The organism is Pseudaminobacter salicylatoxidans, assembly GCF_003148475.1.
GTDB lineage: Bacteria > Pseudomonadota > Alphaproteobacteria > Rhizobiales > Rhizobiaceae > Pseudaminobacter > Pseudaminobacter salicylatoxidans.
Map to the genome: position 1 here is coordinate 1 of NZ_QGGG01000011.1, position 20,217 is coordinate 20,217.

Below are 20,217 nucleotides of genomic sequence, written 5' to 3' on the forward strand. Positions count from 1 at the left end.
GAACCATCATACATCATCGCCTGGTCGCTCTGGCGAAGAGCACATCAAGCCAAAGCGCGACGAGCACACCTCAAATCAAAAGCGCAACTGTAATGCTAGATGCCCACAGGCAACCGGCCAGACCTTGTCCTGCAAGTACGGTGAACCGGCTACAGCGTCGCGATGGTCTTCAGCGCACCGAGCATGGTGCCCTTCTCGTCTTTCAGCGCTGCCTCGCGCAACCGGCGAAGCCCCGAGTTTGATGCACCGGTCGAGCCAACCGGCATCGTGCCGTGGAGTTCCTCGATGCGCGGGTGGAGCCTATGTCGTCAAGCAGCCGGAGACAGGCCGGAAACGATGGCAAGGTTGCGGCCGGCCTGCTTGGCTTCGTAGAGACGCCGGTCGGCTGCGCGCATCAATTCGGAAACCGTGGCGCCAAACGAGCAAACGGTACCTCCGATGCTGACGGTGAGCGGAACCTGCTGCGTGCCCGCCGGCTTGAACCGGATCTGCTCAACCTCACGGCGGATGCGCTCGGCCACGGTGGCGGCTTCCGCCTCGCTGGCACCGATCAGGAAGGCGCCGAACTCCTCGCCGCCAATGCGCCCCAGCACATCGCCGGCCCGCACGCCGCGGGAAATGGCGGCGGCGATCTCAAGCAACGCGTCATCGCCGGTGAGATGGCCGAAATTGTCGTTTATCTTCTTGAAGTGATCGGCATCGATGATGAGCAGCGCGCCGCGATCGCTGCGACGGCGCGAACCGTCGAGCGCGGCAAAGAAGCTCTCGCGATTCAGCATGCCGGTCATGTAGTCGCGCGAAGCCTTTTCGGCGAGCCGGCGATGGGTGGCAGCAAGCTGCGCGTGCGCCCGTGCCAGATCGCGATGCGCCTGCTTCAGCCGGGCGCTTTGCCAGAAGGTGTAGGCGCTCACCGGAAAGGCGGTGACCAGCGGGCAGACAATGCACATCAGGAAGGCGTTTCCGTCCACGCTTCCGCCCAGCATCGGCACCACGGTCAGGGCGGTCCCAAGAGAACCCGCGACCGCGACGAGGGTCGCAATCGCAGCCTTCAGCAATATGCTCGTCATCACCACTCCTCTTTGCCGCGTCTCCATGACAGCAGGCGGCTGAAGGACCAGTTTCGCTGTTGCTTAAAATTTGAATCATTTCCACTGCACGCCGGAGCGTTGCGGCTTTATGCACCGGAATTTTCCCCGGCGTGCCGGTACAAAACTCGCCGATCCATGGCATAAGGACCCCATGACCGAGTTTCCTGATCCTTCCCGCTTCGCCCGCGTCACCGACTGGGTGTTCGACCTCGACAACACGCTTTATCCGCACCACACCAATCTGTTCTCGCAGATAGACGTGCGCATGACCGCCTATGTGTCGGAATTGCTGCAACTGTCACGCGAGGATGCCCGCAAGCTGCAGAAGGAACTCTACAAGGAATACGGCACGACGCTGGCCGGTCTGATCGCGCGCCACAACATCGATTCGGACGACTTCCTCAACAAGGTCCACGACATCGACTATTCCTGGTTGTCGCCCGACCCCGCGCTCGGCGACGCGATCAGGACGCTGCCGGGGCGAAAATTCATCTTCACCAATGGCGACCGCGGCCATGCCGAACGCGCCGCGCGCCAGCTCGGCATTCTCGATCAGTTCGATGACATCTTCGACATCGTTGCCGCCAATCTGGTGCCGAAGCCGGCGCAGGAGACCTATGACAAGTTCCTGGCGCTGCACCGCGTGGCAGGCCCGAACGCCGTGATGTTCGAGGACCTCGCCCGCAACCTGATCGTGCCCAAGGCGCTTGGCATGCAGACGGTGCTGGTGGTGCCGCGCAATTTCGAGCCGACCTTCTCCGAGATATGGGAGCGCGATCCGGCCTATGACGATGCGGTTGACTATGTCACCGACGATCTTGCGGATTTCCTCAAAAGGATCGCGCCGGGACATTCATAGCCTGGGCCAGCACCTGACGCGGCGGCAGGCAATTTATCGGCTGGTGCACCAAACCGCGTTACATTGCACGGAAAAGTTGATAAGGCGCATGTGCGCCTTCGCATGGCGCATCGTCACAACCCGTTAGAAGCCGGGCCACCAACCCTCGATTGTCCGGTGCAAGACAGTTTGGTTTTCGATCGTGAAATTCGTGCCCCCGGCATTGCTGCTGCTGTTTTCGCTGAGCTTTGCCGGCGCGTGGGCGCTGGAACGTGTCCGCCGCTATCTCCTGTTCTTCGCCGGCGCCTATCTCTGCATCGGCCTGGCGGCGCTGGGACAGATCGCCTTCTGGCCGCGCGATATCGGCCACAACACGATGATATCAGCGACCCTCTATTGCCTTGGCGTGCTGCTGCTCGGCGAAGGCGTGTTGCGGCGCTCCGGACACCGCATCGCCCTGCCGGTGCCGGCGGTTATCATCGGGTTCATCGTCGCCGGCATCTTCTACTTCTTCTACATAGACCGCAGCCTGGTCATACGTGTCTATATCCTCAATTTCGGCCTTGCCGCGCTGCTGCTCGCCATCGCCTGGCAGGCACGGTTCCTGCGCCACGGACAGGTCACGGACCGCGCCCTGTTCTGGCTTATCATGGTTGTGGGTCTTCATTTCTTCCCGCGCACGATCCTGACCATGAGCGTGTTCACCGACGGGGACCCGACCGCCTTCGGCGCCACGACCTTCTGGACCTGGGTGCAGATCACGCTGTCGCTGATCGGCGCCGCAACCGCGCTCGGGCTGATGTCCATCACCGCCGTGGACGTCGTCACCGCCTTGCGCGGCGAGCGCGACAGCGATCCGCTGACAGGCCTGCTCAACCGACGCGGCCTTGAGCTTCGCAACCGCGACCAGCGCAAGGCGCAGGACAGGTCGGTTTCAAGCATCGTCGCCTGCGACATCGACAACTTCAAGATCATCAACGACACCTATGGTCATGCCGTGGGCGACGAAGTGCTGGAAGGCTTTTCGCGTATCATCCGCAACCTGTCGCGGGCCGACGACATCGTCGCGCGCATCGGTGGCGAGGAATTCGTGGTGGTGCTGAAAGGTACGCCACCCATGCGCGCCTATCAGTTCGCCGAGCGGTTGCGGCAGGACATCCAGCGCGCAGTCTTTCCCGGCCTGCCGCAACAGCACACGGTGACGTGTTCCTTCGGGGTGGTCGAATTTCGCGCCGGCGCCGATCTGTGGGCGACGGTCGAACGTGCCGACGAATATCTCTATGCCGCCAAGAAAGCCGGGCGCAACCGCACCTTCATGGAAGAGGTGCAGACGGTGGACGCGGTCTGACGAAAAAACCGGCCGCCGATGGGCAGCCGGTTCCATGAGATCACATCGGTTTGCGATCAGTGGTCCGAGTGTTCGTGCCCCGAATGATCGTCGCCGCCATTGGCCGCCTTGACCGGCACCTGCATGTCGACCTTGCCGGCATGCTCGAACTCCAGCGTGACCGGCACGGTGGCGCCCTCCTTGAAGGCTTCCTTGACGCCCATGAACATGACATGGAAGCCACCCGGCTTCAGCTCGACCGTTTCGCCGGCCGGAATTTCCAGCCCGCCTTCGACGGAGCGCATCACCATGACATCGTCCTTCACCTCCATGGTGTGGACTTCCACCTTGCCTGCATTGGGCGAGGTTGCGCCGACCAGCTTGTCGGCGGCCTTGCCCTTGTTGGCGATGGTCAGGTACGCACCGCCGGTCGGCTGGCCGGGTAGCATCGCACGCGCCCAGGCGCCCGAGATTTCGAGATCGCCCGCCTTGACCGGCGCGGCCTCATGCCCGCCGTGACCGGCATGGTCGTGGCCGCCTGCGCTGGCGGCGAGGATGGTGACGGCCGGTGCGGGATGTTCCAGCGAATGCGGGTTCTGGCCCGCAGCCGGCTCCTCGTTCCAGGCAACTTCACCCTTGTCGCAGACCTGCGTGGCCTTGAAGAACAACTGCTGGCCCTCTTCGACATCGGCCAGCGTGCCGCTGACGGCGAACTCGTCATAGAAATCGTCGGGCAGGTTGCCGCCGCTCCAGGTCACGACCATGACGCCCGATTTCACCTCCTCGCCATGCAGCTTGTAGGTCTTGGCGTAGTCGCCCTTTTCGACCGCGAGTTCCCAGCCGGCCTTCGGCATCGGTTTTGCTCCGATATAGCCTTCGGGTATTTCGAGGCGCACCGTGTGGGTGGCCTGGCCGCCATCACAGCCATGCGGGATTTTCAGCACCGCCTTGTAGGAGCCCGGCGCGGCCTCGCTTTTTTCGAGCGTGGCATGGGCATGGGCGGCAACGATCGAAGCAGCCGACAGCGCGCAGGCTGCGGCAAACGGAAACAGAATACGGCGCATTGTTTTTCCTCTTTGCGTCCAGAACAGATTTTCCTCCGCTCGGACGAGCGGAGCAGTCATGTTTCAGGAGAAGAAGGACGGGGGCGCACGGATCGCCGGCGGCGGCTCGCTCAGCCGATCGGGTGGTATCCGGATTTCAGCGGGGAAAACTCCCGCATCGCAAAGGGTAACGGGAGCGGCGAAGGCCTTCTCGAAAACGTCCGCCACCTTGAGCGGCGCGACCATGCCGGCACAGGGACCGCCGATGCAGGTCGGGCATTTGTCGGTGGTGCCGGCCGGCGGCAGCTTGCCGTCGGGCAAGACAGTGCGCATGCCCAGCATGGTGCAGATGACCAGCCCGTCCGCGCGGCTTGCGGCCCTGGCTTCGGCCAGCGGCTGGAACAGGTGGGCAAGCAGCACCAGCGAGGCGGCAATCGCAAACAGCAGGCGGTCGCGCCGAAGCGCGGCAAACCACCCCGATCGTTTGCGCAACCTTGCCATGCGGGAAGGTCTAGCCGAATGCCGCCCGGCTTTCCAGCGGGATCGGATGCGGCATCCTCGCGCGGGATACCCGGCAGCCTCTCCGAGAAGGCGATCAGAGGCTATAGAAGCGCTTGACGATGTCCCAGGCCTCATCGGCGGTCTCGACGAAATCAATGATGTCCTGATCGCCGGGGCTGATCGTGCCCTGCTCCGCCAGATAGTCGAGATCGATGGCACGTTCCCAGAACTCCTTGCCGAACAGGATGATCGGCACGCGCTCCATGCGTCCGGTCTGGATCAGCGTCAGCGTCTCGAACAACTCGTCCATCGTGCCGAATCCGCCGGGAAAGACCGCCACGGCCTTGGCACGCATGACGAAATGCATCTTGCGCACGGCGAAATAGTGGAAGTTGAAGCACAGTTCCGGCGTGACATAGACGTTCGGCGCCTGCTCGTGCGGCAGCACGATGTTGAGGCCGATGGAGGGTGCACCGACATCGGCAGCGCCACGGTTGCCTGCTTCCATGACACCGGGACCGCCGCCCGTCACCACCACATATTCGCGGTGATAGGACAGCGCCGACTGCTGCGAGCACAGCCGCGCGAACTTGCGCGCCTCGTCGTAATATTTGCTGTTCTTCTCGAGATTGCGCTTCTGCGTTTCGTCCTTGGCGGCCCATGCCTGGCCGCCTGGCTCGGGAATACGCGCGCCGCCGAACAGGATGACGGTGGAGCGAATGCCGCGTTCGGCCAGGGTCATTTCCGGCTTCAGCAATTCGAGCTGCAGGCGCACGGCGCGCAGTTCGCGCCGGGTCATGAAGTCCTCGTCGTCCCATGCCAACCGATAGGTCGGGGCGCGCGTCTGCGGCGTATCCGGCACCGCCTTGGCCCTGACCAGATCCTCACTCGAATGAGGCAGCGGCGTCCAGCCGCCCTTTTCCATGGGATTCATGTTTTTCCTATCCGATTCTGCCCTTTGCGCGCCGTTTGCCGGCGCAGTCGTGATTGACCCCTTCTTAGCCCTGACATAGGGTCCGCGCGATCTTTAAAACAGTATATGGCGCGCGCCTTAACAGCACATGCAACGGAGCTTTTTCATGTCCAAGTCCGATCTGGCCACCCTCGAAGCCACCATTGAAAAGGCGTTCGAGGAGCGCGAGGCGATCAGCGTCTCCACGCGCGGCGAGGTACGCGAGGCGATCGAAGCCTCGCTCGACCTGCTCGACCGCGGCACGGTCCGCGTCGCCGAGCGCCAGGGCGACGGTAACTGGAAGGTGAACCAGTGGCTGAAAAAGGCCGTGCTTCTGTCCTTCCGCATCAACCCTATGGAAATCGTCAAGGGCGGCCCCGGCGATTCGGTGTGGTGGGACAAGGTTCCCTCGAAGTTCTCGGGCTGGAGCGCGCTGGATTTCGAGAATGCCGGCTTCCGCGCCGTGCCCAATTGCGTGGTGCGCCGCTCGGCCTATGTCGCGCCTGGAGCGGTGCTGATGCCGTCCTTCGTCAATCTGGGCGCCTATGTCGGCGAAGGCACCATGGTCGACACCTGGGCGACGGTCGGCTCCTGCGCACAGATCGGCAAGAACGTGCACCTGTCGGGCGGCGTCGGCATCGGCGGCGTGCTGGAGCCGCTGCAGGCCGGCCCGACCATCATCGAGGACAATTGCTTCATCGGCGCGCGCTCGGAAGTGGTCGAGGGCTGCATCGTGCGTGAAGGCGCGGTGCTGGGCATGGGTGTGTTCATCGGCAAGTCCACCAAGATCGTGGACCGCTCGACGGGCGAAATCTTCTATGGCGAAGTGCCCTCCAACTCCGTCGTGGTGGCCGGCTCTCTGCCCGGCAAGCCGCTGCCCAACGGCGAGCCCGGCCCGCATCTCTATTGCGCCGTCATCGTCAAGCGCGTGGACGCCCAGACCCGCTCCAAGACCTCGATCAACGAGCTGCTGCGGGATTGATGTTTCGGGGGATCGCTCCCACCTTAGGGCGCGCTGACTTTTCCTCGAATCGTCAACGCGCTCTGACTCATTGCCCGAGCATGACCTTTTTCCGAAAATCGGAGACCGCTTTTCGGGAAGCACGCTCCAGGCAGCAACGGGGACATACGGCATTTGGCTGACAAGAATACACTGATCTGGCTGTTCTTCCGCTTTTCCGGCCGCATTGGCCGCGCGGTCTATGTGCTGGCCTTCCTGCTCATGCTGGTGGTGGTGTCGTTTCCGCTCTACCAGCACATGCGGTTTGCGCCCGGCACCACGGCTTCGGATGTGTGGTCGACCGTGTTCGGCCTGACCTTCATCGTCTTTCTGTGGGTGCATGTGGCCACCAGCGTGAAGCGGCTGCATGACATGGGCAAATCGGGGCTGATGGCGATTGCCCTGTTCATCCCCGTTGTCTCGCTGGTCGCCTTCGTCGTGTTTTGCCTGTTTCCGGGCAACGAAGGCCGAAACCAGTATGGCGAGAAGGCCGACTCGCTGCCGTAGCGCGGAATTCCGCTCAGCGTGGAAGCTCTCGCAAAAGCCTCTCCAGTTCCCCCAGATGGTCCAGCCGGCGGAAGCGCGGCGCACCGGCCGGCTCCTCGACATGCTCCAGCACCCAGGTCAGCTCGTGCGGGATATAGACGCCCCAGCTCCCCGCCTGAATGGCCGGCACAACGTCCGATTTCAGTGAATTGCCGACCATCATGCTGTGCTCCGGCCCGTCGCCGTGGCGGCTGAAGATGCGTTGATAGGTATCGGCCGTCTTGTCGCTGACGATCTCGACGGCATCGAACAATTCTCCCAGCCCCGATTGCGCCAGCTTGCGTTCCTGATCGAACAGGTCACCCTTGGTGATGAGCACGAGGCGATAGTCGCCGGCCAGTCGTTCCAGCGTCTCACGCACATGCGGCAGCGTCTCCACCGGGTGGCTGAGCATTTCGCGGCCGGCATCGAGGATTTCGCGAATCACTTCGGGCGGTATCCTGCCGCCGCCGAGTTCCAGCGCCGTCTCGATCATCGAAAGGGTAAAGCCCTTGATGCCGAAGCCGTAGACGGCAAGGTTGCGCTTTTCCGCCTCCAGCAGCCTGGCCTCGATATCATGGCCCTCGACATGCGCGGCCAGAAGCGCGGCAAAGCGCTTTTCCGTCTGGCGGAAGAACTGCTCGTTCTGCCAGAGCGTGTCGTCGGCATCGAAGCCGATGGTGGTGAGGTTTGCCATGGTGCACCTTGGATCGGCAGTGACAATGCATCCAACCGCTCCAAAAAGAAAAGCCGCCGCGACAAGAATTTGGTCGAGGCCAGTTCGCCCGCAGCGGGTGCCGTGGCGAGAACGCAATCTCCCGTGACAGGCGCATTTCTTTCGACTATCGGTCATTGTCATGATGCTGCCAAAAGACCCCGCCGAAAATCTCGCCGCCCTGATCCGCTGCCCTTCCGTGACGCCCGCCGAAGGCGGCGCGCTGGCGGCGCTCGACGCCATGCTGAAGCCGCTCGGCTTCGCCGTGGAGCGGCCGGTGTTTTCCGAGGACGGCACGCCGGATATTGAAAACCTCTATGCCCGCCTGTCCGGCAACGGGCCGCACCTGATGTTTGCCGGGCACACCGACGTGGTGCCGGTGGGCGACGAGGCGGCTTGGAAGCACCCGCCCTTTTCCGCCGCGATCGACAATGGCGAAATGTATGGCCGGGGGGCGGTGGACATGAAAGGCGGCATCGCCTGCTTCGTGGCCGCCCTTGCCCGCCATATCGAGGCCCACGGCAATCCGAAGGGCTCGGTTTCGCTGCTGATCACGGGCGACGAGGAAGGCCCGGCCATCAACGGCACCACCAAGCTGCTCGACTGGGCCGCCGGCAAAGGCGAAAAGTGGGACGCCTCGATCGTGGGCGAGCCGACCAATCCCGAAAAGCTCGGCGACATGATCAAGATCGGCCGTCGCGGCTCGATCTCGGGCACGGTCATCGTGAACGGCCGCCAGGGTCACGCCGCCTATCCGCATCTGGCCGACAATCCGGTGCGCGGGCTGATGACGCTGGTGGACGCGCTGCTGGTTCCGGATTTCGACAAGGGCACGAAGGATTTCCAGCCGACCAATCTCGAAATCACCTCCATCGATGTCGGCAATCCCGCCACCAATGTCATTCCGGCGAAGGCGACCGCCAGTTTCAACATCCGTTTCAACGACACGTGGACCGACGAGACATTGCAGGCGGAAGTCCACAACCGGCTGGATGTTGCCGCCCGCCGCAAGAAATACCGCAAGGGCCGCAGGGAGCCGATCGAGTTCGAGCTTGTCTGGCGCGACCGGCCGAGCCATGTCTTCCTCACCCGCGACGAAAAGCTGATCGAAACGCTGAGTTCCTCGGTCGAGGCCGTGATCGGGCGCAGGCCCGCTTTGTCCACCTCGGGGGGCACATCGGATGCGCGCTTCATCAAGGACCACTGCCCGGTGGTCGAGTTCGGGCTCGTCGGCCAGACCATGCATATGGTGGACGAGCGCGTGGCAGTTGCCGATCTGGAAACACTGACCGATATCTACGGCCGGTTCATCCGGGACTGGTTCGAACGAGGCTGAGAAGAATGCCACCCGTCGACGACATACAACGCTATCTTGTCGGCGCCTGGCGATTGATGACGGGCAAGCGCGACGGGCTTGCGCTGCTCGACATCTCGGCGGATGGATTCTGGAACTCGTTCTTCGCCATCGTGGTGGCCCTGCCGCCGCTCATCGTGGGCTGGGTGGGCTCCGCCAACGAACTTGGCGACGACCCGGCCGCGACCGCCAGCCGGTTTTCCTATCTGCTGCGGCTGGCCATCGTCGATCTCGGCGCCTGGGTGCTGCCGCTGGCCGCCCTTGCGGTCGCAGCGCCGATTGCCGGGATCCGCGACCGCTTCGTGCACTATGTCGTGGCCATCAACTGGGCCTCGGTCATACTCGCCTGGCTGCTGCTGCCAGTTGCACTGCTGAGACTGGTGGTCGCCTCGACCTCCAGCATATTCGTGCTCGCCTCGATTGCCCTGTTCGCCCTCTCGATGGTGCTGACATGGCGGCTCACCAACACCGTGATCGCGCGTGGTCCGGCAATGGGCAGCGCCGTCTTTGCCGGCATGTTCATGGCGTCGATCATCGTCCTGCTGGTGCTGGAATCGATTTTCGGCATCTACGGATCGGGATAATCCACGTTCACCAGATAGAGCCCTTGCGGCGGCGCAACCACGCCGCAGGCAGCGCGGTCTTTCGCCTCCAGAGCGGCCTTCACGTCGTCCGCCGTCCAGCCGCCCTCGCCCACCTGCTTTATGGTGCCGACCATCGAACGCACCTGATTGTGCAGGAAGGAGCGCGCGGCGGCGTGGATTTCGATGAACTCGCCGTTGCGGACCACATCGAAGCGGTCGAGCGTGCGCACGGGGCTTGCCGCCTGGCATTGCTGCGAGCGGAAGGTGGTGAAGTCGTGCCGACCGACCAGAACCTGCGCCGCCTCCTGCATGGCATCGGCATCGAGCGATTTCTGCACCAGCCAGACGCGGTTTGCCCCCAGTGCGGCCGGCGCGCGGCGATTGAGGATGCGATAGAGATATCGCCTTCCTGTGGCCGAGAAGCGGGCGTCGAAATCATCCGGCACCATCCGCGCGCCAAGGATCGACACTGCTTCCCTGGCCATTTGCAGATGCGCGTTCAGCGCATCGCGCACCGTGTCGTCGCGCCAGCTCTTTTCCAGGTCGACATGGGCGACCTGCCCCGTGGCATGAACGCCGGCATCGGTGCGGCCGGCACCGCGCAGCGTCACCTGCTGGCCGCAAAACCCCTTGATGGCCTGCTCGATGGCGCCCTGCACGGTCGCCGGGCCATCCTGGCGCTGCCAGCCGGCATAGGCGGTTCCGTCATATTCGATGTCGAGGCGGTAGCGCGGCACTGGGGTCAGGACCTGTCAATCTGGTCGGAATGGTGTGAGGCCATCTGGCCGGATACGAGGAGCGAAGGCGCAGGAAGCCTGAAGGCTTTCAAGCCCTTCGCAACGAAGTTGCCGGCCAAATGGGCCACATCCCAAGGACGCCGAAACGGCTTCGATCCCCGGCGTCGAACCGCCCGGCCGATGGCACCCCATCGACCTTCGCGCTTTTCCTGGCATCTCATCGCCGTTTCCGGCGCCAGTTCGATCATACTCACCAGCCTGCGAAGGCGCGGGGATGGGCAAGCTGCCCACTGGTCGGGGCCTCGCCCCAGTAAAGTGCCTGCATGGCGTCGCCCTGATAGTCGCTCGTGAATTTCTCGGCGCCGGCGCGGGCATAGCCGAAGCGACCGTAATAGGCCGGGTCGCCCACCACGATGGACAGCTTCTCGCCGCGCGCCTGCAAAACCTCATGGCCGTGCCGCACCAGCGCGCTGCCTACGCCCTGCCCCTGATAATCGGGGTCGACCGCAAGCGGCGCCAGCGACACCGCGTCGAAAGGAGTGCCATCCGGATCGACCAGCAACCGTGAGAACAGCACATGCCCGACGACGCGGCCGTCCCTTTCGGCGACCAGTTCCAGGAGGTGCTCGCCATCCGCCACCACGCGCTCGACCAGGTCGGCCTCGTGCTTTCGCCCGAAGGCGCGTTCCTCGACCAGAAAAATCGCCTTGCGATCCTCTTGCGTCGCCTGTCTTACGGCTACCGTGCTCATGACAGCGTTCCTCCCTTGTCGAGCTTGGCCCCGCGTAAAAACTCCTCCGCTGAAATGATTTTACCGCCGGCGCGCTGCACTTCCAGAAGGCGCACGGCACCTTCTCCACAGGCGACCATGAGATTTCCGTCGAGCACCGCCCCCGGCGAGCCAGCTCCTTCGCCCAACGTCGAGCGCAGCACCTTCAGCCGCTCGACCTTGCCGCCGATCGTCACCTCGCACCAGGCGCCGGGAAACGGCGACAGGCCGCGAATGTGGTTGTGCACGTCGGCCGCCGGCTTTGCCCAGTCAATGCGGGTTTCGGCCTTGTCGATTTTTTTCGCATAGACCACGCCGTCTTCGGGCTGCGCCGTCAATGACAGGTTGCCCTGCTCCAGCTTCGCCAGCGCCTCGACCATGAGGCCCGCGCCTTCCCGCATCAGCAGGTCGTGCAGTTCGTCCGCCGTCATGTCAGGGCCGATCTCAACCTTCGCCGTGAGCGCCACCGGGCCGGTGTCGAGCCCGACATCCATCTTCATGACCATCATGCCGGTCTTGCTGTCGCCGGCCATGATGGCGCGCTGAATGGGGGCAGCGCCGCGCCAGCGCGGCAGCAGCGAGGCGTGGCCGTTGTAGCATCCGAGCCGTGTGCCTTCGAGGATTGCCCTGGGCAAAAGCAGCCCATAGGCCACCACAACGGCGACATCGGCACCGAGTGCGCGGAATGCTTCCTGCTCGGCCTCGCCCTTCAGCGACAAAGGCGTGCGCACCTCGATGCCAAGCCTTTCGGCCTCGCGCTGCACCGGTGAGGGTGTCAGCTCCAGCCCTCGGCGCCCAGCCGGGCGCGGCGGCTGGGTATAGACGCACACAACTTCATGTCCCGCCGCTGCGATTGCGGCGAGCGTCGGCACGGAAAAATCCGGCGTACCCATGAAGATGACGCGAAGCGGCATTTTTGTCCCAATCCGGCTGTTTGCCGGCGCGCATCGCCACGCGCCGATTATCCACCCGCTTCAAACGGGTTTGCGAGCCTCAGGTCAAGCCCGCTGGATTATCGAGACCGTCGGAGAAGGTCAGCCCACCATGCGGCTCGGCGGACGATCCTTGGCAAGCTTCTTGAACTTGCGCATGACCATGTCGCGCTTGAGCTTCGAAATATAATCGATGAAGAGCACGCCGTTGAGATGGTCGATTTCGTGCTGCAGGCAGGTGGCCAGAAGCCCTTCGGCGGTGATCTCCTGTTCCTTGCCGTCACGGTCGAGGAATTTTGCCCGCACGCTCGCAGGACGCTCGACCTCGGCATAGTAATCCGGGATCGACAGGCAGCCTTCCTCATAGACCGAGCGGTCGTCGGAACGGTCGAGGATCTCCGGATTGATCACCACCATCGGCGCCTTGTCCTCATCGTCCTTGGCAAGGTCGATCACCAGCAGGCGCAGCGGAATGCCGATCTGGATCGCGGCGAGCCCGATGCCCGGCGCGTCATACATCGTCTCCAGCATGTCGTCGGCCAGCTTGCGCAAATCGCCGTCCACCCGCTCCACGGGCTTTGAGATCTGGCGCAGGACAGGATCGGGAAGGATGATCAGCGGCTTTATCGTCATGCGCTTCACCTAAGACCTCGCGCGAAAAGCGTCAACCGGTTGCGCCGCAGATGTTCTCGTTTTGATCTTTTCTTCAACGGCGAATCGCGTATCCTCCCGGCATGAGCGATCTGCCGACCCTCCTGTCCCAGCCTGCGCTGCGCCTTGGCGCCAGCACGATCACGTTTGGCCAGATGGTGGTGTTCGCCGGCCTTGCCCTGCTTGTGCTGTTGGGTCTGCTTGCGTTCGCGCTTGCCCGGTCCACCCGCGCAAGGGCGAATGCTGCGGAAGAGGCGGAGATGCGCATGAGCGCGATCCTGCAGGCGCAGGCCGAAATGCAGGGGCGCATGGGCGCGATGGCCGAACTGTTCGGCGCGCGGCAGGCCGAGCTTACCCAGTCGCTCAGCCAGCGCCTCGACGCCATGACGGGCCGCCTCGGCCAGACCATGAGCGAACAGACCAAATCCACCCATGAGAGCCTGACGAAGCTGCAGGAGCGGCTGGCCGTCATTGACACGGCCCAGAACAACATCCAGTCGCTGGCCGGACAGGTGGTGCAGTTGCAGGCGATCCTCTCCAACAAGCAGACCCGCGGCGCCTTCGGCCAGTCGCGCATGGAGGCGATCGTCGCAGATGGGCTTCCGCATGGCGGCTACCAATTCCAGGCGACGCTCTCCAACGGCAGCCGGCCGGACTGCATCGTGAGAATGCCCAACGGGTCGCCGTCGCTGGTCATCGACGCCAAGTTTCCGCTGGAAGCATGGAACGCGATCCGCGCCGCCGAGGGCTCGGACGCGCGGAAACTGGCCGCACAGAGCTTCCGCCGCGATATCGAAATCCATATCCGGGACATTTCGGAAAAATACCTGATCGCTGGCGAGACGCAGGATACGGCCTTCATGTTCGTGCCTTCCGAATCGGTGTTCAGCGAGATCCACGAGAATTTCGAAGCGCTGGTGCATCGGGCGCACAAGGCGCGCGTGGTCATCGTCTCGCCCTCGCTGCTGATGCTCTCCATCCAGGTGATCCAGGCGATCCTCAAGGATGCGCGCATGCGCGAGCAGGCGCATCTGATCCAGGGCGAGGTGATGCGGCTGATGGAGGACGTTTCGCGCCTGGACGAGCGCGTGCGCAAGCTGCAGGGCCATTTCGGCCAGACCGCCAGGGACATCGACGACATCCTCATTTCCACCGGCAAGATCACCCGGCGCAGCGCGAAGATCGAGACGCTGGAACTTGGCGAAGAGGCCGCAGCCGATGCGGCAAGCGAGCGTCCCGCTCACGAAAGAGCAACTCGACGCATGGCGGATTCCAAGACAGGGCAATTGCGGCTGATGGTGGTCGAGGACGAGGGCTGAACAGCGCTTCGACGGTGCGCTACGCGAGCCGTGTACGACGCCAGACGATCCCGGCGGGCTGCAAACTGCTCTATTCCTTTTTCGGCTGGCCTTCCTGGATGATCTCGCCCCGCCGCTCCAGCCAGGCGCGTTTCGTCTGCGGCTTCACGAACAGGGCAACGATCTCCGGCTTTTCCTTGCGCAAGCGTTCCTCGATGCGCTCGACGCAGGTTTCGATCTCCGGTGCCGTCACCCTGTCCTCGAACTCCACACTGAGCGCGGTGACGATCTCTTCCGGCCCGAGATGCACAGTCAGCACACCGTTGACGCGTTGCACATCCGGATCTTGCTCGGCCAAACGGCGAACCGCGGCCTGCACATCCGGCAGCGCCGGCTCGCCCATCAGCAGGCCCTTGGCTTCCCGCGCCAGGAAGATGGCGGTGGCCCCGAGGATGGCGGCGATGCCGAGAGACGCCGCGCCGTCCAGTTCGGGAATGTCGAGCATCTGCGCCGAAAAGACGCCGACAAAGGCAATCGCCAGACCAAGCAGCGCGGCGCTGTCTTCGAACAGAACGGTGTAGACGCTCGGGTCCTTGCTCTGGCGCACAGCCTGGATGTAACCGAGGCGCCCCTTGTTGCGACGAAACTCCTTCAGCGCCACAACCCATGAGCCGCCTTCGAACAGGAAGGACAGCGCCAGGACGACATAGTTGACCATCGGATTGGTGACTGGCTCGGGCGACAATATGTGCAGAACGCCTTCGTAGAAGGAGACGCCGGCGCCCAGCGCGAAGACCAGCAGCGCCACGATGAAGCTCCAGAAATAGAGCTCGCGGCCGTGGCCGAAGGGATGGGTGAGATCGGCGGGCCGGGCGGCGCGGTGCATGCCATAAAGCAGCAGCAACCCGTTGCCGGTATCAACCAGCGAATGCACGCCCTCCGAAAGCATCGCCGAACTGCCGGTGACAAAGGCGGCGGCAAACTTGGTGAGTGCGATGAGGAGATTGCCGGCAAGCGCGGCGTAGATGACTTTTTTCGATCCCGAATGCGCGGCCATGGCTGCCCCTCTCCGCAAGGAACAGTAGCGCGCAGGTGGCCGGGCTCAAGTGCGCACGCCAAAGCGCCGGAAAATCGCCTGATGCGTTTCCGGGCGGAAATGGAACGAACCTCGCCGGCGGTCGTGCCGGCGGGAGGTTCGCTGCGTAGTGCTTTCCGGTCGGGCTTACGGACGCGGCGGCAGCGGCATGCGGCCATTGCGCGCCTTGCGGGCGGCATAGCGCGCGTCGCGCTTGGCCTTGCGGGCAGCCTCTTCGGCCAGCTGCAAGGCTATGCGTTCGTTATCCTCGGCTTCGCGCAGCGCGCGTTCGGCGGCCGCCTTTTCCTGGGCGATCCTGCGCGCCTCGGCCTCACGGGCTTCCTTTTCCCGTTTCAACCGGGCCTTCTCGGCGTCGCGCTTGGCGCGTGCTTCCAGAATGGCCTGCCGCTCCGCCTTGCGGGCCAGAACCTCCGGATCGTCGTCCGCCGGCCTTGCCTTGAACTTTGCGAGGAGAGCCTTCTTTGCTTCGTTTGCGGCGTTGCGCCGCTCGTTGAAGTCCTTTTCTCTATAGATTGCCAATTTTCGCCTTTACTCTCTTGTCAGTACGCGCCGTTTACATACGCGGCACGGCCCAGAGTTCAAGCGCGAATTCGGCATTCCTGCCATGTCAGCGTCATTTGTTGCCGTTTGGGAACGGTTCGCGGCCGGAACCTAAGTCCCTTGTGGGCATTAATTGCCGGAACAAGGGACTTTGCGCCCCGGCATGCCGGCGGTGCCTGCCGGGGGACATGACATATGAGGAAAGAGTCCGATGCAGTGCAGCCGGATCGCGAAGCGATTGCCTCGGACCTGCGGCTGATGCGCTCCCTGCTCGTCGGCATGTTCCTGCTCATGGGCGTCTATGCGCTCTATTTCGGCCGCGACTTCTTCATGCCCGTGGTGCTGGCCTGCCTGCTTGCGCTGATGCTGACCCCGATCGTGCGCTTCCTGCGCAGGCGCGGTGTTCCCGAACCGGTTTCTGCGACCATCCTCGTGGTGGTTTCGGGCATAATATTCGTCAGCGCAGGCTACCTGCTGAGCGGCCCGGTCACGAAAATGATCGAGGACGCACCGTCCATCGGCCAGCAATTGTCGGAAAGGCTGGAGCCGCTCAAACGGCCTTTCGAACGCATGATGGCCATTTCGCATCAGGTGGAAAAAGCCACCGAGACCGCCCAGGAGCCGGGCGTGCAGAAAGTGGCGGTGGCGCAGCCAGGCATCATTTCGCTCGCCGCCGGCAATGTGCTCTCAGGCGCGACCACGACCGGCATCACCTTCGTGCTGTCGCTGTTCCTGCTCGCATCCGGCACGCTGTTTTACGAGAAAATCGTGCAATCCTTTACCCGAATGAGCGAAAAGAAGCGGGCTTTGCGCGTGGTTTATGATGTCGAGCGCGAGATTTCGCGTTATCTGCTGACCGTAACGATGATCAATGTCGGTCTTGGCATCGTCATCGGGATTGGTCTGTGGCTGCTCGGCATGCCGACACCCTTCGTCTGGGGCGTGGCGGCGGCGCTGCTCAATTTCCTGCCCTATATCGGCGCGCTGGCCACGATCACGCTTGTGACGATCATCTCGGTCATCTCCTTCAGCAGCCTCTCCTATGCGTTGCTCGCCCCGCTCTTCATTCTCTGCTGCAACATCATCGAAGGGCAACTGGTCACGCCGCTGACGGTGGGCCGGCGGCTGGAGATCAACGCGGTGGCGATCTTCGTGGCGGTGGCCTTCTGGTCCTGGTTGTGGGGCTTCATCGGCGCGCTGATCGCGGTGCCTCTGCTGGTGGTCATCAAGGTCTTCTGCGACCATTTCGACAGCCTGCGCCATGTCGGCAATTTCCTCTCCGCTCAGCAGACGGCCGATGATGAAGACGATGAAGAAGAGGACGGGGCCGCGGAAGAAAGCGCTCCGGCCTGATCCTCCTCTTTGCCAATCAATATCGCGGCACCTATATGCGAGGTCCTGCCACCTGGGGATCCGCCATGATACCGCTTTCCGTTCTCGACCTGTCACCGATCACCGAAGGCAGCACGGCCTCGCAGTCGCTAGCCAACACGCTCGACCTCGCCCGCCATGCCGAACGCCTCGGCTACAGGCGCTACTGGCTGGCCGAGCACCACAACATGGCCGGCATCGCCAGCGCGGCCACCTCGGTCGTCATCGCCCATGTGGCGGCAGGCACGAGCACCATCCGCGTCGGCGCCGGCGGTATCATGCTGCCCAACCACGCGCCGCTGGTGATCGCCGAACAGTTCGGCACGCTGGCAGCTCTGCATCCCGGCCGCATCGACCTCGGCCTCGGCCGCGCGCCCGGCACGGACATGCTGACGGCGCGCGCCCTGCGCCGCAACCTGGAAGCCGGCGTCGACAGCTTCCCGCAGGACGTGGTCGAACTCATGAATTATTTCGCCCCGGCCGAGCCGGGCCAGCGGCTGCGCGCGGTGCCCGGCGAAGGGCAGAATGTGCCCGTATGGGTCCTCGGCTCCAGCCTCTATGGCGCGCAGCTTGCCGCCATTCTCGGGCTGCCCTACGCCTTCGCCTCACATTTCGCGCCCGCCGAGATGGAGCACGCAATCGCACTCTATCGCGAACGTTTCCAGCCTTCAGAACGGCTCGACAAACCCTATGTGATGCTGGGTCTCAACGTCTTCGCCGCCGAATCGGATGCCGAGGCGAAGCTGCTCTTCAGTTCGTTGCAGCAGGCATTCGTCAACCTGCGCAGCGGCCGGCCGGGGCAACTGCCCGCACCGGTCGAAAACTATGAGGACGGACTGGAGCCCTCCGCCCGCGCCATGCTCGGGCAGGCGCTGTCCTGCGCCGTCGTCGGCTCGCCGCAAACGGTAAGGCAAGGGCTGGAAGCATTCGTCGAGCGCACCGGCGCCGACGAGCTGATGGTGACGGCACAGATTTTCGACCACGCCGCACGGGTGCGTTCATTCGAGATTCTGGCTGACATGCATCGCGAGCTTTCGCAGGCCGCGTAAGGCCCCATAGGGATGATCCCGCCCCCCTCCGAGGGGAGTAAAGCGGTTACTTCACGGCAACCGCGCCGTTCTGTCCGGCGTCGCCTCGCGAGATGACGCCGTTGCGGCACGAAGCGAAGGCGTCCAGCTTCGGATTGTAGACCGACGTCTGCACGTCCATCATGCCCAGTATCGTATCGAACATATTGTCATGCGAGAAACCGTCACCGGTCTTGCCGCGCAGGCACGACACGTCGAGCCCGGTGGTCGAGGCGAAGTCGTCCGAAAACCAGGTGATGAAGGGGACGCGCTTCTGCGTTTCCGGTGCCAGGAAATAGGGCGCTCCATGCAGATAGAGCCCGTTTTCTCCCAGCGATTCGCCGTGATCCGACATGTAGTACATGGCCGAGGCGAACTCGCCCTCGCGCTCTTTCAGCACATCGATGATCGCGGCGAGGATATGGTCCGTATAGAGGATGGTGTTGTCGTAGACGTTCACCAGCTCCTGCGGCGTGCAGTCGTTCAGCTCGGCCTCGCGACAGGAGGGCTTGAAATGCTCGAACGCTTCCGGATAGCGCTCGTAATAGGCCGGCCCATGGCTGCCCATGGTATGTAGCACCAGAACCGCATTGCCCTGCAAGCTGTCCAGCCGCGCGCGCAGCTTGTCGACCAGCACCTGATCGAGACATTCGCCGCCATCGCAGAGGGCCGGGTCGTACTGCGCGTCCTTGCTGTTGAGCAGGGTCGTGGGGATGCGGTCGGCGACGCTCTTGGGGCCGGTGTTGTTTTCCCACCATTCCACCGTCAGTCCGGCGTGCTGGAGGACATCGACGAGGTTTTCCGAGCTGAGGGCGGCGCGCTTGGAATAGCCGTCGCGACCAAGATGGGAAAACATGCAGGGCAGCGAAATCGCCGTGGCGGTGCCGCAGCTCGTCACATTGGTAAAGGCCACGACATTGCGCGCGGAAAGCTCGGGATTGGTGTCGCGTTCATAGCCATTCAGGCTGAAATTCTGGGCGCGCGCCGTTTCGCCTACAACCAGTACGGTCAGCATCTTCTTTTTCGCGGCGGCCAGCCGGGGCCCGATGCGGGCATCCTCGCCATAAGGCCTGGCGACGAGATTGGCGTCGCGCATTTCATGGATGCCGTAGTCGACCGTGGCGACCAGGGCCATGGCCGGGTTGAGGTAGGCCATGGTGATTTCGCGCTGCCGCTGCCAGAACGGCACATAGGTGCGCAGATTGACCAGCAGTATCGCGCCTGCCAGCGCCACCATTCCAAAGCCGAACAGCGTGTTTCGCCTCACCTGCTGCCAGAACGGGGGATGCACCACCTGCACCCAGGCGATCAGCAGGCCCGGCACGATGCCGAACGCCAGCATATGCAACAGAAACTCGGCGGTGATCAGATTGCTCGATTCCGCGCCGGTGGTCTGGGCCGCATTCTGGATCATGTCGCGATCCATGATCGTGCCGAATGTGTCTGTGAAATAAGCGACGCTGGCCGCGATCATCACCACGGCGATGAACACCAGCTTGATCACGTAGCGGGCCGAAAAGATCATCAGGAACACGGCGTAGAGCAGGAAAAGTATCACGCCGAACAGCACCAGCTTCACCGGATGGCCGGCAAACTGTTCCGCCAGCTTTCCCCAGAAGGTGAAATTGCACAAAAGCAGGACATAGGCCGCGACGAGCGCGGTCAGCACATTGCTGCCGATGGCGGGACGACGAAAGGTCATGGGCGCTCCGGCTCCGGTTCGGACCATTTTTGCTGTCAGGCCATTCCAATTGTGTTCCTGTCAAGGCGAGCGGAGGTCGAGCCGGCAAAGAATCCGGGAGCACGGCGCTTCATTGTCGGTCGGCCCG

General features: G+C 63.3%; 21 protein-coding genes. 9 read left to right on the forward strand and 12 right to left on the reverse strand.

Translation table 11 applies throughout. The features are described from left to right. Positions 1-308: 308 nt before the first annotated feature. Positions 309-1,067 (reverse strand): GGDEF domain-containing protein, encoded by a 759-nt coding sequence (locus tag C7441_RS15295; protein ID WP_109613636.1) that lies wholly within the window; start codon positions 1,065-1,067, stop codon positions 309-311. A gap of 172 nt (positions 1,068-1,239) precedes the next feature. Here C7441_RS15295 and C7441_RS15300 point away from each other — a divergent pair, with 172 nt between their 5' ends. Further along, a complete protein-coding gene (locus C7441_RS15300) occupies positions 1,240-1,947 on the forward strand; it encodes a pyrimidine 5'-nucleotidase (RefSeq protein ID WP_019172680.1) in 708 nt (235 codons plus the stop codon). Between the two features lie 181 nt (positions 1,948-2,128). After that, positions 2,129-3,274 (forward strand): GGDEF domain-containing protein, encoded by a 1,146-nt coding sequence (locus tag C7441_RS15305; protein WP_146201504.1) that lies wholly within the window; start codon positions 2,129-2,131, stop codon positions 3,272-3,274. 56 nt (positions 3,275-3,330) lie between these two features. On the opposite strand, the gene C7441_RS15310 is transcribed toward C7441_RS15305, so the two are convergent. The 3 genes from C7441_RS15310 to C7441_RS15320 all read right to left on the reverse strand — a co-directional run bounded on the left by C7441_RS15310 (position 3,331) and on the right by C7441_RS15320 (position 5,731). Beyond that, positions 3,331-4,317, reverse strand: a complete 987-nt coding sequence (locus tag C7441_RS15310) for a copper chaperone PCu(A)C domain-containing protein (protein ID WP_109613638.1) — start codon at positions 4,315-4,317, stop codon at positions 3,331-3,333. Positions 4,318-4,380: 63 nt separating this feature from the next. Next, positions 4,381-4,797: a hypothetical protein gene (locus C7441_RS15315; RefSeq protein ID WP_109613639.1), complete on the reverse strand. Its 417-nt coding sequence runs from the start codon at positions 4,795-4,797 to the stop codon at positions 4,381-4,383. A gap of 94 nt (positions 4,798-4,891) precedes the next feature. Further along, positions 4,892-5,731, reverse strand: a complete 840-nt coding sequence (locus C7441_RS15320; RefSeq protein WP_019172677.1) for an LOG family protein — start codon at positions 5,729-5,731, stop codon at positions 4,892-4,894. Positions 5,732-5,876: 145 nt separating this feature from the next. Between C7441_RS15320 and dapD the strand changes: the two genes are divergently transcribed. Both dapD and C7441_RS15330 read left to right on the forward strand, forming a co-directional pair. Further along, positions 5,877-6,731, forward strand: a complete 855-nt coding sequence (gene dapD, locus C7441_RS15325; RefSeq protein WP_019172676.1) for a 2,3,4,5-tetrahydropyridine-2,6-dicarboxylate N-succinyltransferase — start codon at positions 5,877-5,879, stop codon at positions 6,729-6,731. 153 nt (positions 6,732-6,884) lie between these two features. Further along, the gene (locus C7441_RS15330; RefSeq protein ID WP_019172675.1) at positions 6,885-7,256 is read left to right on the forward strand and encodes a DUF805 domain-containing protein; all 372 of its coding nucleotides are present in this window, start codon (positions 6,885-6,887) and stop codon (positions 7,254-7,256) included. A gap of 13 nt (positions 7,257-7,269) precedes the next feature. Here C7441_RS15330 and C7441_RS15335 read toward each other — a convergent pair whose 3' ends face one another. After that, positions 7,270-7,971: an HAD family hydrolase gene (locus C7441_RS15335; RefSeq protein ID WP_019172674.1), complete on the reverse strand. Its 702-nt coding sequence runs from the start codon at positions 7,969-7,971 to the stop codon at positions 7,270-7,272. Between the two features lie 160 nt (positions 7,972-8,131). Between C7441_RS15335 and dapE the strand changes: the two genes are divergently transcribed. After that, positions 8,132-9,325 carry a succinyl-diaminopimelate desuccinylase gene (gene dapE, locus C7441_RS15340; RefSeq protein WP_109613640.1) on the forward strand — a complete coding sequence of 398 codons (1,194 nt, stop codon included), beginning with the start codon at positions 8,132-8,134 and terminating at the stop codon, positions 9,323-9,325. A 5-nt stretch (positions 9,326-9,330) separates the two neighbouring features. Then, positions 9,331-9,927: a transporter gene (locus C7441_RS15345; protein WP_109613641.1), complete on the forward strand. Its 597-nt coding sequence runs from the start codon at positions 9,331-9,333 to the stop codon at positions 9,925-9,927. Here the strand turns inward: C7441_RS15345 and truA are convergent. The 4 genes from truA to def form a co-directional block, all read right to left on the reverse strand. After that, complete coding sequence (gene truA / locus C7441_RS15350) at positions 9,912-10,664, reverse strand: tRNA pseudouridine(38-40) synthase TruA (RefSeq protein ID WP_109613642.1); 753 nt, start codon at positions 10,662-10,664, stop codon at positions 9,912-9,914. The genes C7441_RS15345 and truA overlap by 16 nt on opposite strands. Positions 10,665-10,914: 250 nt before the next feature. Then, on the reverse strand, positions 10,915-11,415 hold the full coding sequence (locus C7441_RS15360; protein ID WP_109613644.1) for a GNAT family N-acetyltransferase: 501 nt from the start codon (positions 11,413-11,415) through the stop codon (positions 10,915-10,917). Beyond that, positions 11,412-12,347 (reverse strand): methionyl-tRNA formyltransferase, encoded by a 936-nt coding sequence (gene fmt, locus C7441_RS15365; RefSeq protein ID WP_109613645.1) that lies wholly within the window; start codon positions 12,345-12,347, stop codon positions 11,412-11,414. Before fmt ends, C7441_RS15360 begins: the two co-directional genes overlap by 4 nt. A 120-nt stretch (positions 12,348-12,467) precedes the next feature. Next, positions 12,468-12,998: a peptide deformylase gene (gene def / locus C7441_RS15370; RefSeq protein ID WP_109613646.1), complete on the reverse strand. Its 531-nt coding sequence runs from the start codon at positions 12,996-12,998 to the stop codon at positions 12,468-12,470. 101 nt (positions 12,999-13,099) lie between these two features. Here def and C7441_RS15375 point away from each other — a divergent pair, with 101 nt between their 5' ends. Then, positions 13,100-14,335 carry a DNA recombination protein RmuC gene (locus C7441_RS15375; protein WP_109613647.1) on the forward strand — a complete coding sequence of 412 codons (1,236 nt, stop codon included), beginning with the start codon at positions 13,100-13,102 and terminating at the stop codon, positions 14,333-14,335. A gap of 70 nt (positions 14,336-14,405) precedes the next feature. Here the strand turns inward: C7441_RS15375 and C7441_RS15380 are convergent, their stop codons facing one another. Together C7441_RS15380 and C7441_RS15385 are read right to left on the reverse strand one after the other, a co-directional pair. Continuing rightward, complete coding sequence (locus C7441_RS15380) at positions 14,406-15,371, reverse strand: cation diffusion facilitator family transporter (RefSeq protein WP_109613648.1); 966 nt, start codon at positions 15,369-15,371, stop codon at positions 14,406-14,408. Between the two features lie 165 nt (positions 15,372-15,536). Continuing rightward, positions 15,537-15,929, reverse strand: a complete 393-nt coding sequence (locus tag C7441_RS15385) for a DUF6481 family protein (protein ID WP_109613649.1) — start codon at positions 15,927-15,929, stop codon at positions 15,537-15,539. A gap of 216 nt (positions 15,930-16,145) precedes the next feature. Here C7441_RS15385 and C7441_RS15390 point away from each other — a divergent pair, with 216 nt between their 5' ends. Beyond that, positions 16,146-17,303, forward strand: coding sequence for an AI-2E family transporter (locus C7441_RS15390; protein WP_170125150.1), 1,158 nt, complete (start codon positions 16,146-16,148; stop codon positions 17,301-17,303). 65 nt (positions 17,304-17,368) lie between these two features. Then, positions 17,369-18,370, forward strand: coding sequence for an LLM class flavin-dependent oxidoreductase (locus C7441_RS15395; protein ID WP_109613650.1), 1,002 nt, complete (start codon positions 17,369-17,371; stop codon positions 18,368-18,370). Positions 18,371-18,416: 46 nt separating this feature from the next. Here the strand turns inward: C7441_RS15395 and C7441_RS15400 are convergent, their stop codons facing one another. After that, entirely contained in the window at positions 18,417-20,090 is a 1,674-nt protein-coding gene (locus C7441_RS15400; RefSeq protein ID WP_109613651.1) for a phosphoethanolamine transferase, read from the reverse strand. Positions 20,091-20,217 lie beyond the last annotated feature (127 nt).

What these genes read in the sequence shown, in the direction of transcription:
- C7441_RS15345 (WP_109613641.1), top strand. Translation starts at nt 9,331, where the DNA reads ATGCCACCCGTCGACGACATACAACGCTATCTTGTCGGCGCCTGGCGA.
- C7441_RS15390 (WP_170125150.1), top strand. Translation starts at nt 16,146, where the DNA reads ATGAGGAAAGAGTCCGATGCAGTGCAGCCGGATCGCGAAGCGATTGCC.
- C7441_RS15395 (WP_109613650.1), top strand. Translation starts at nt 17,369, where the DNA reads ATGATACCGCTTTCCGTTCTCGACCTGTCACCGATCACCGAAGGCAGC.
- C7441_RS15400 (WP_109613651.1), bottom strand. Translation starts at nt 20,090, where the DNA reads ATGACCTTTCGTCGTCCCGCCATCGGCAGCAATGTGCTGACCGCGCTC.
- C7441_RS15320 (WP_019172677.1), bottom strand. Translation starts at nt 5,731, where the DNA reads ATGAATCCCATGGAAAAGGGCGGCTGGACGCCGCTGCCTCATTCGAGT.
- C7441_RS15380 (WP_109613648.1), bottom strand. Translation starts at nt 15,371, where the DNA reads ATGGCCGCGCATTCGGGATCGAAAAAAGTCATCTACGCCGCGCTTGCC.
- C7441_RS15360 (WP_109613644.1), bottom strand. Translation starts at nt 11,415, where the DNA reads ATGAGCACGGTAGCCGTAAGACAGGCGACGCAAGAGGATCGCAAGGCG.
- dapD (WP_019172676.1), top strand. Translation starts at nt 5,877, where the DNA reads ATGTCCAAGTCCGATCTGGCCACCCTCGAAGCCACCATTGAAAAGGCG.
- C7441_RS15375 (WP_109613647.1), top strand. Translation starts at nt 13,100, where the DNA reads ATGAGCGATCTGCCGACCCTCCTGTCCCAGCCTGCGCTGCGCCTTGGC.
- C7441_RS15310 (WP_109613638.1), bottom strand. Translation starts at nt 4,317, where the DNA reads ATGCGCCGTATTCTGTTTCCGTTTGCCGCAGCCTGCGCGCTGTCGGCT.
- dapE (WP_109613640.1), top strand. Translation starts at nt 8,132, where the DNA reads ATGATGCTGCCAAAAGACCCCGCCGAAAATCTCGCCGCCCTGATCCGC.
- fmt (WP_109613645.1), bottom strand. Translation starts at nt 12,347, where the DNA reads ATGCCGCTTCGCGTCATCTTCATGGGTACGCCGGATTTTTCCGTGCCG.
- C7441_RS15295 (WP_109613636.1), bottom strand. Translation starts at nt 1,067, where the DNA reads ATGACGAGCATATTGCTGAAGGCTGCGATTGCGACCCTCGTCGCGGTC.
- def (WP_109613646.1), bottom strand. Translation starts at nt 12,998, where the DNA reads ATGACGATAAAGCCGCTGATCATCCTTCCCGATCCTGTCCTGCGCCAG.
- C7441_RS15300 (WP_019172680.1), top strand. Translation starts at nt 1,240, where the DNA reads ATGACCGAGTTTCCTGATCCTTCCCGCTTCGCCCGCGTCACCGACTGG.
- C7441_RS15335 (WP_019172674.1), bottom strand. Translation starts at nt 7,971, where the DNA reads ATGGCAAACCTCACCACCATCGGCTTCGATGCCGACGACACGCTCTGG.
- C7441_RS15315 (WP_109613639.1), bottom strand. Translation starts at nt 4,797, where the DNA reads ATGGCAAGGTTGCGCAAACGATCGGGGTGGTTTGCCGCGCTTCGGCGC.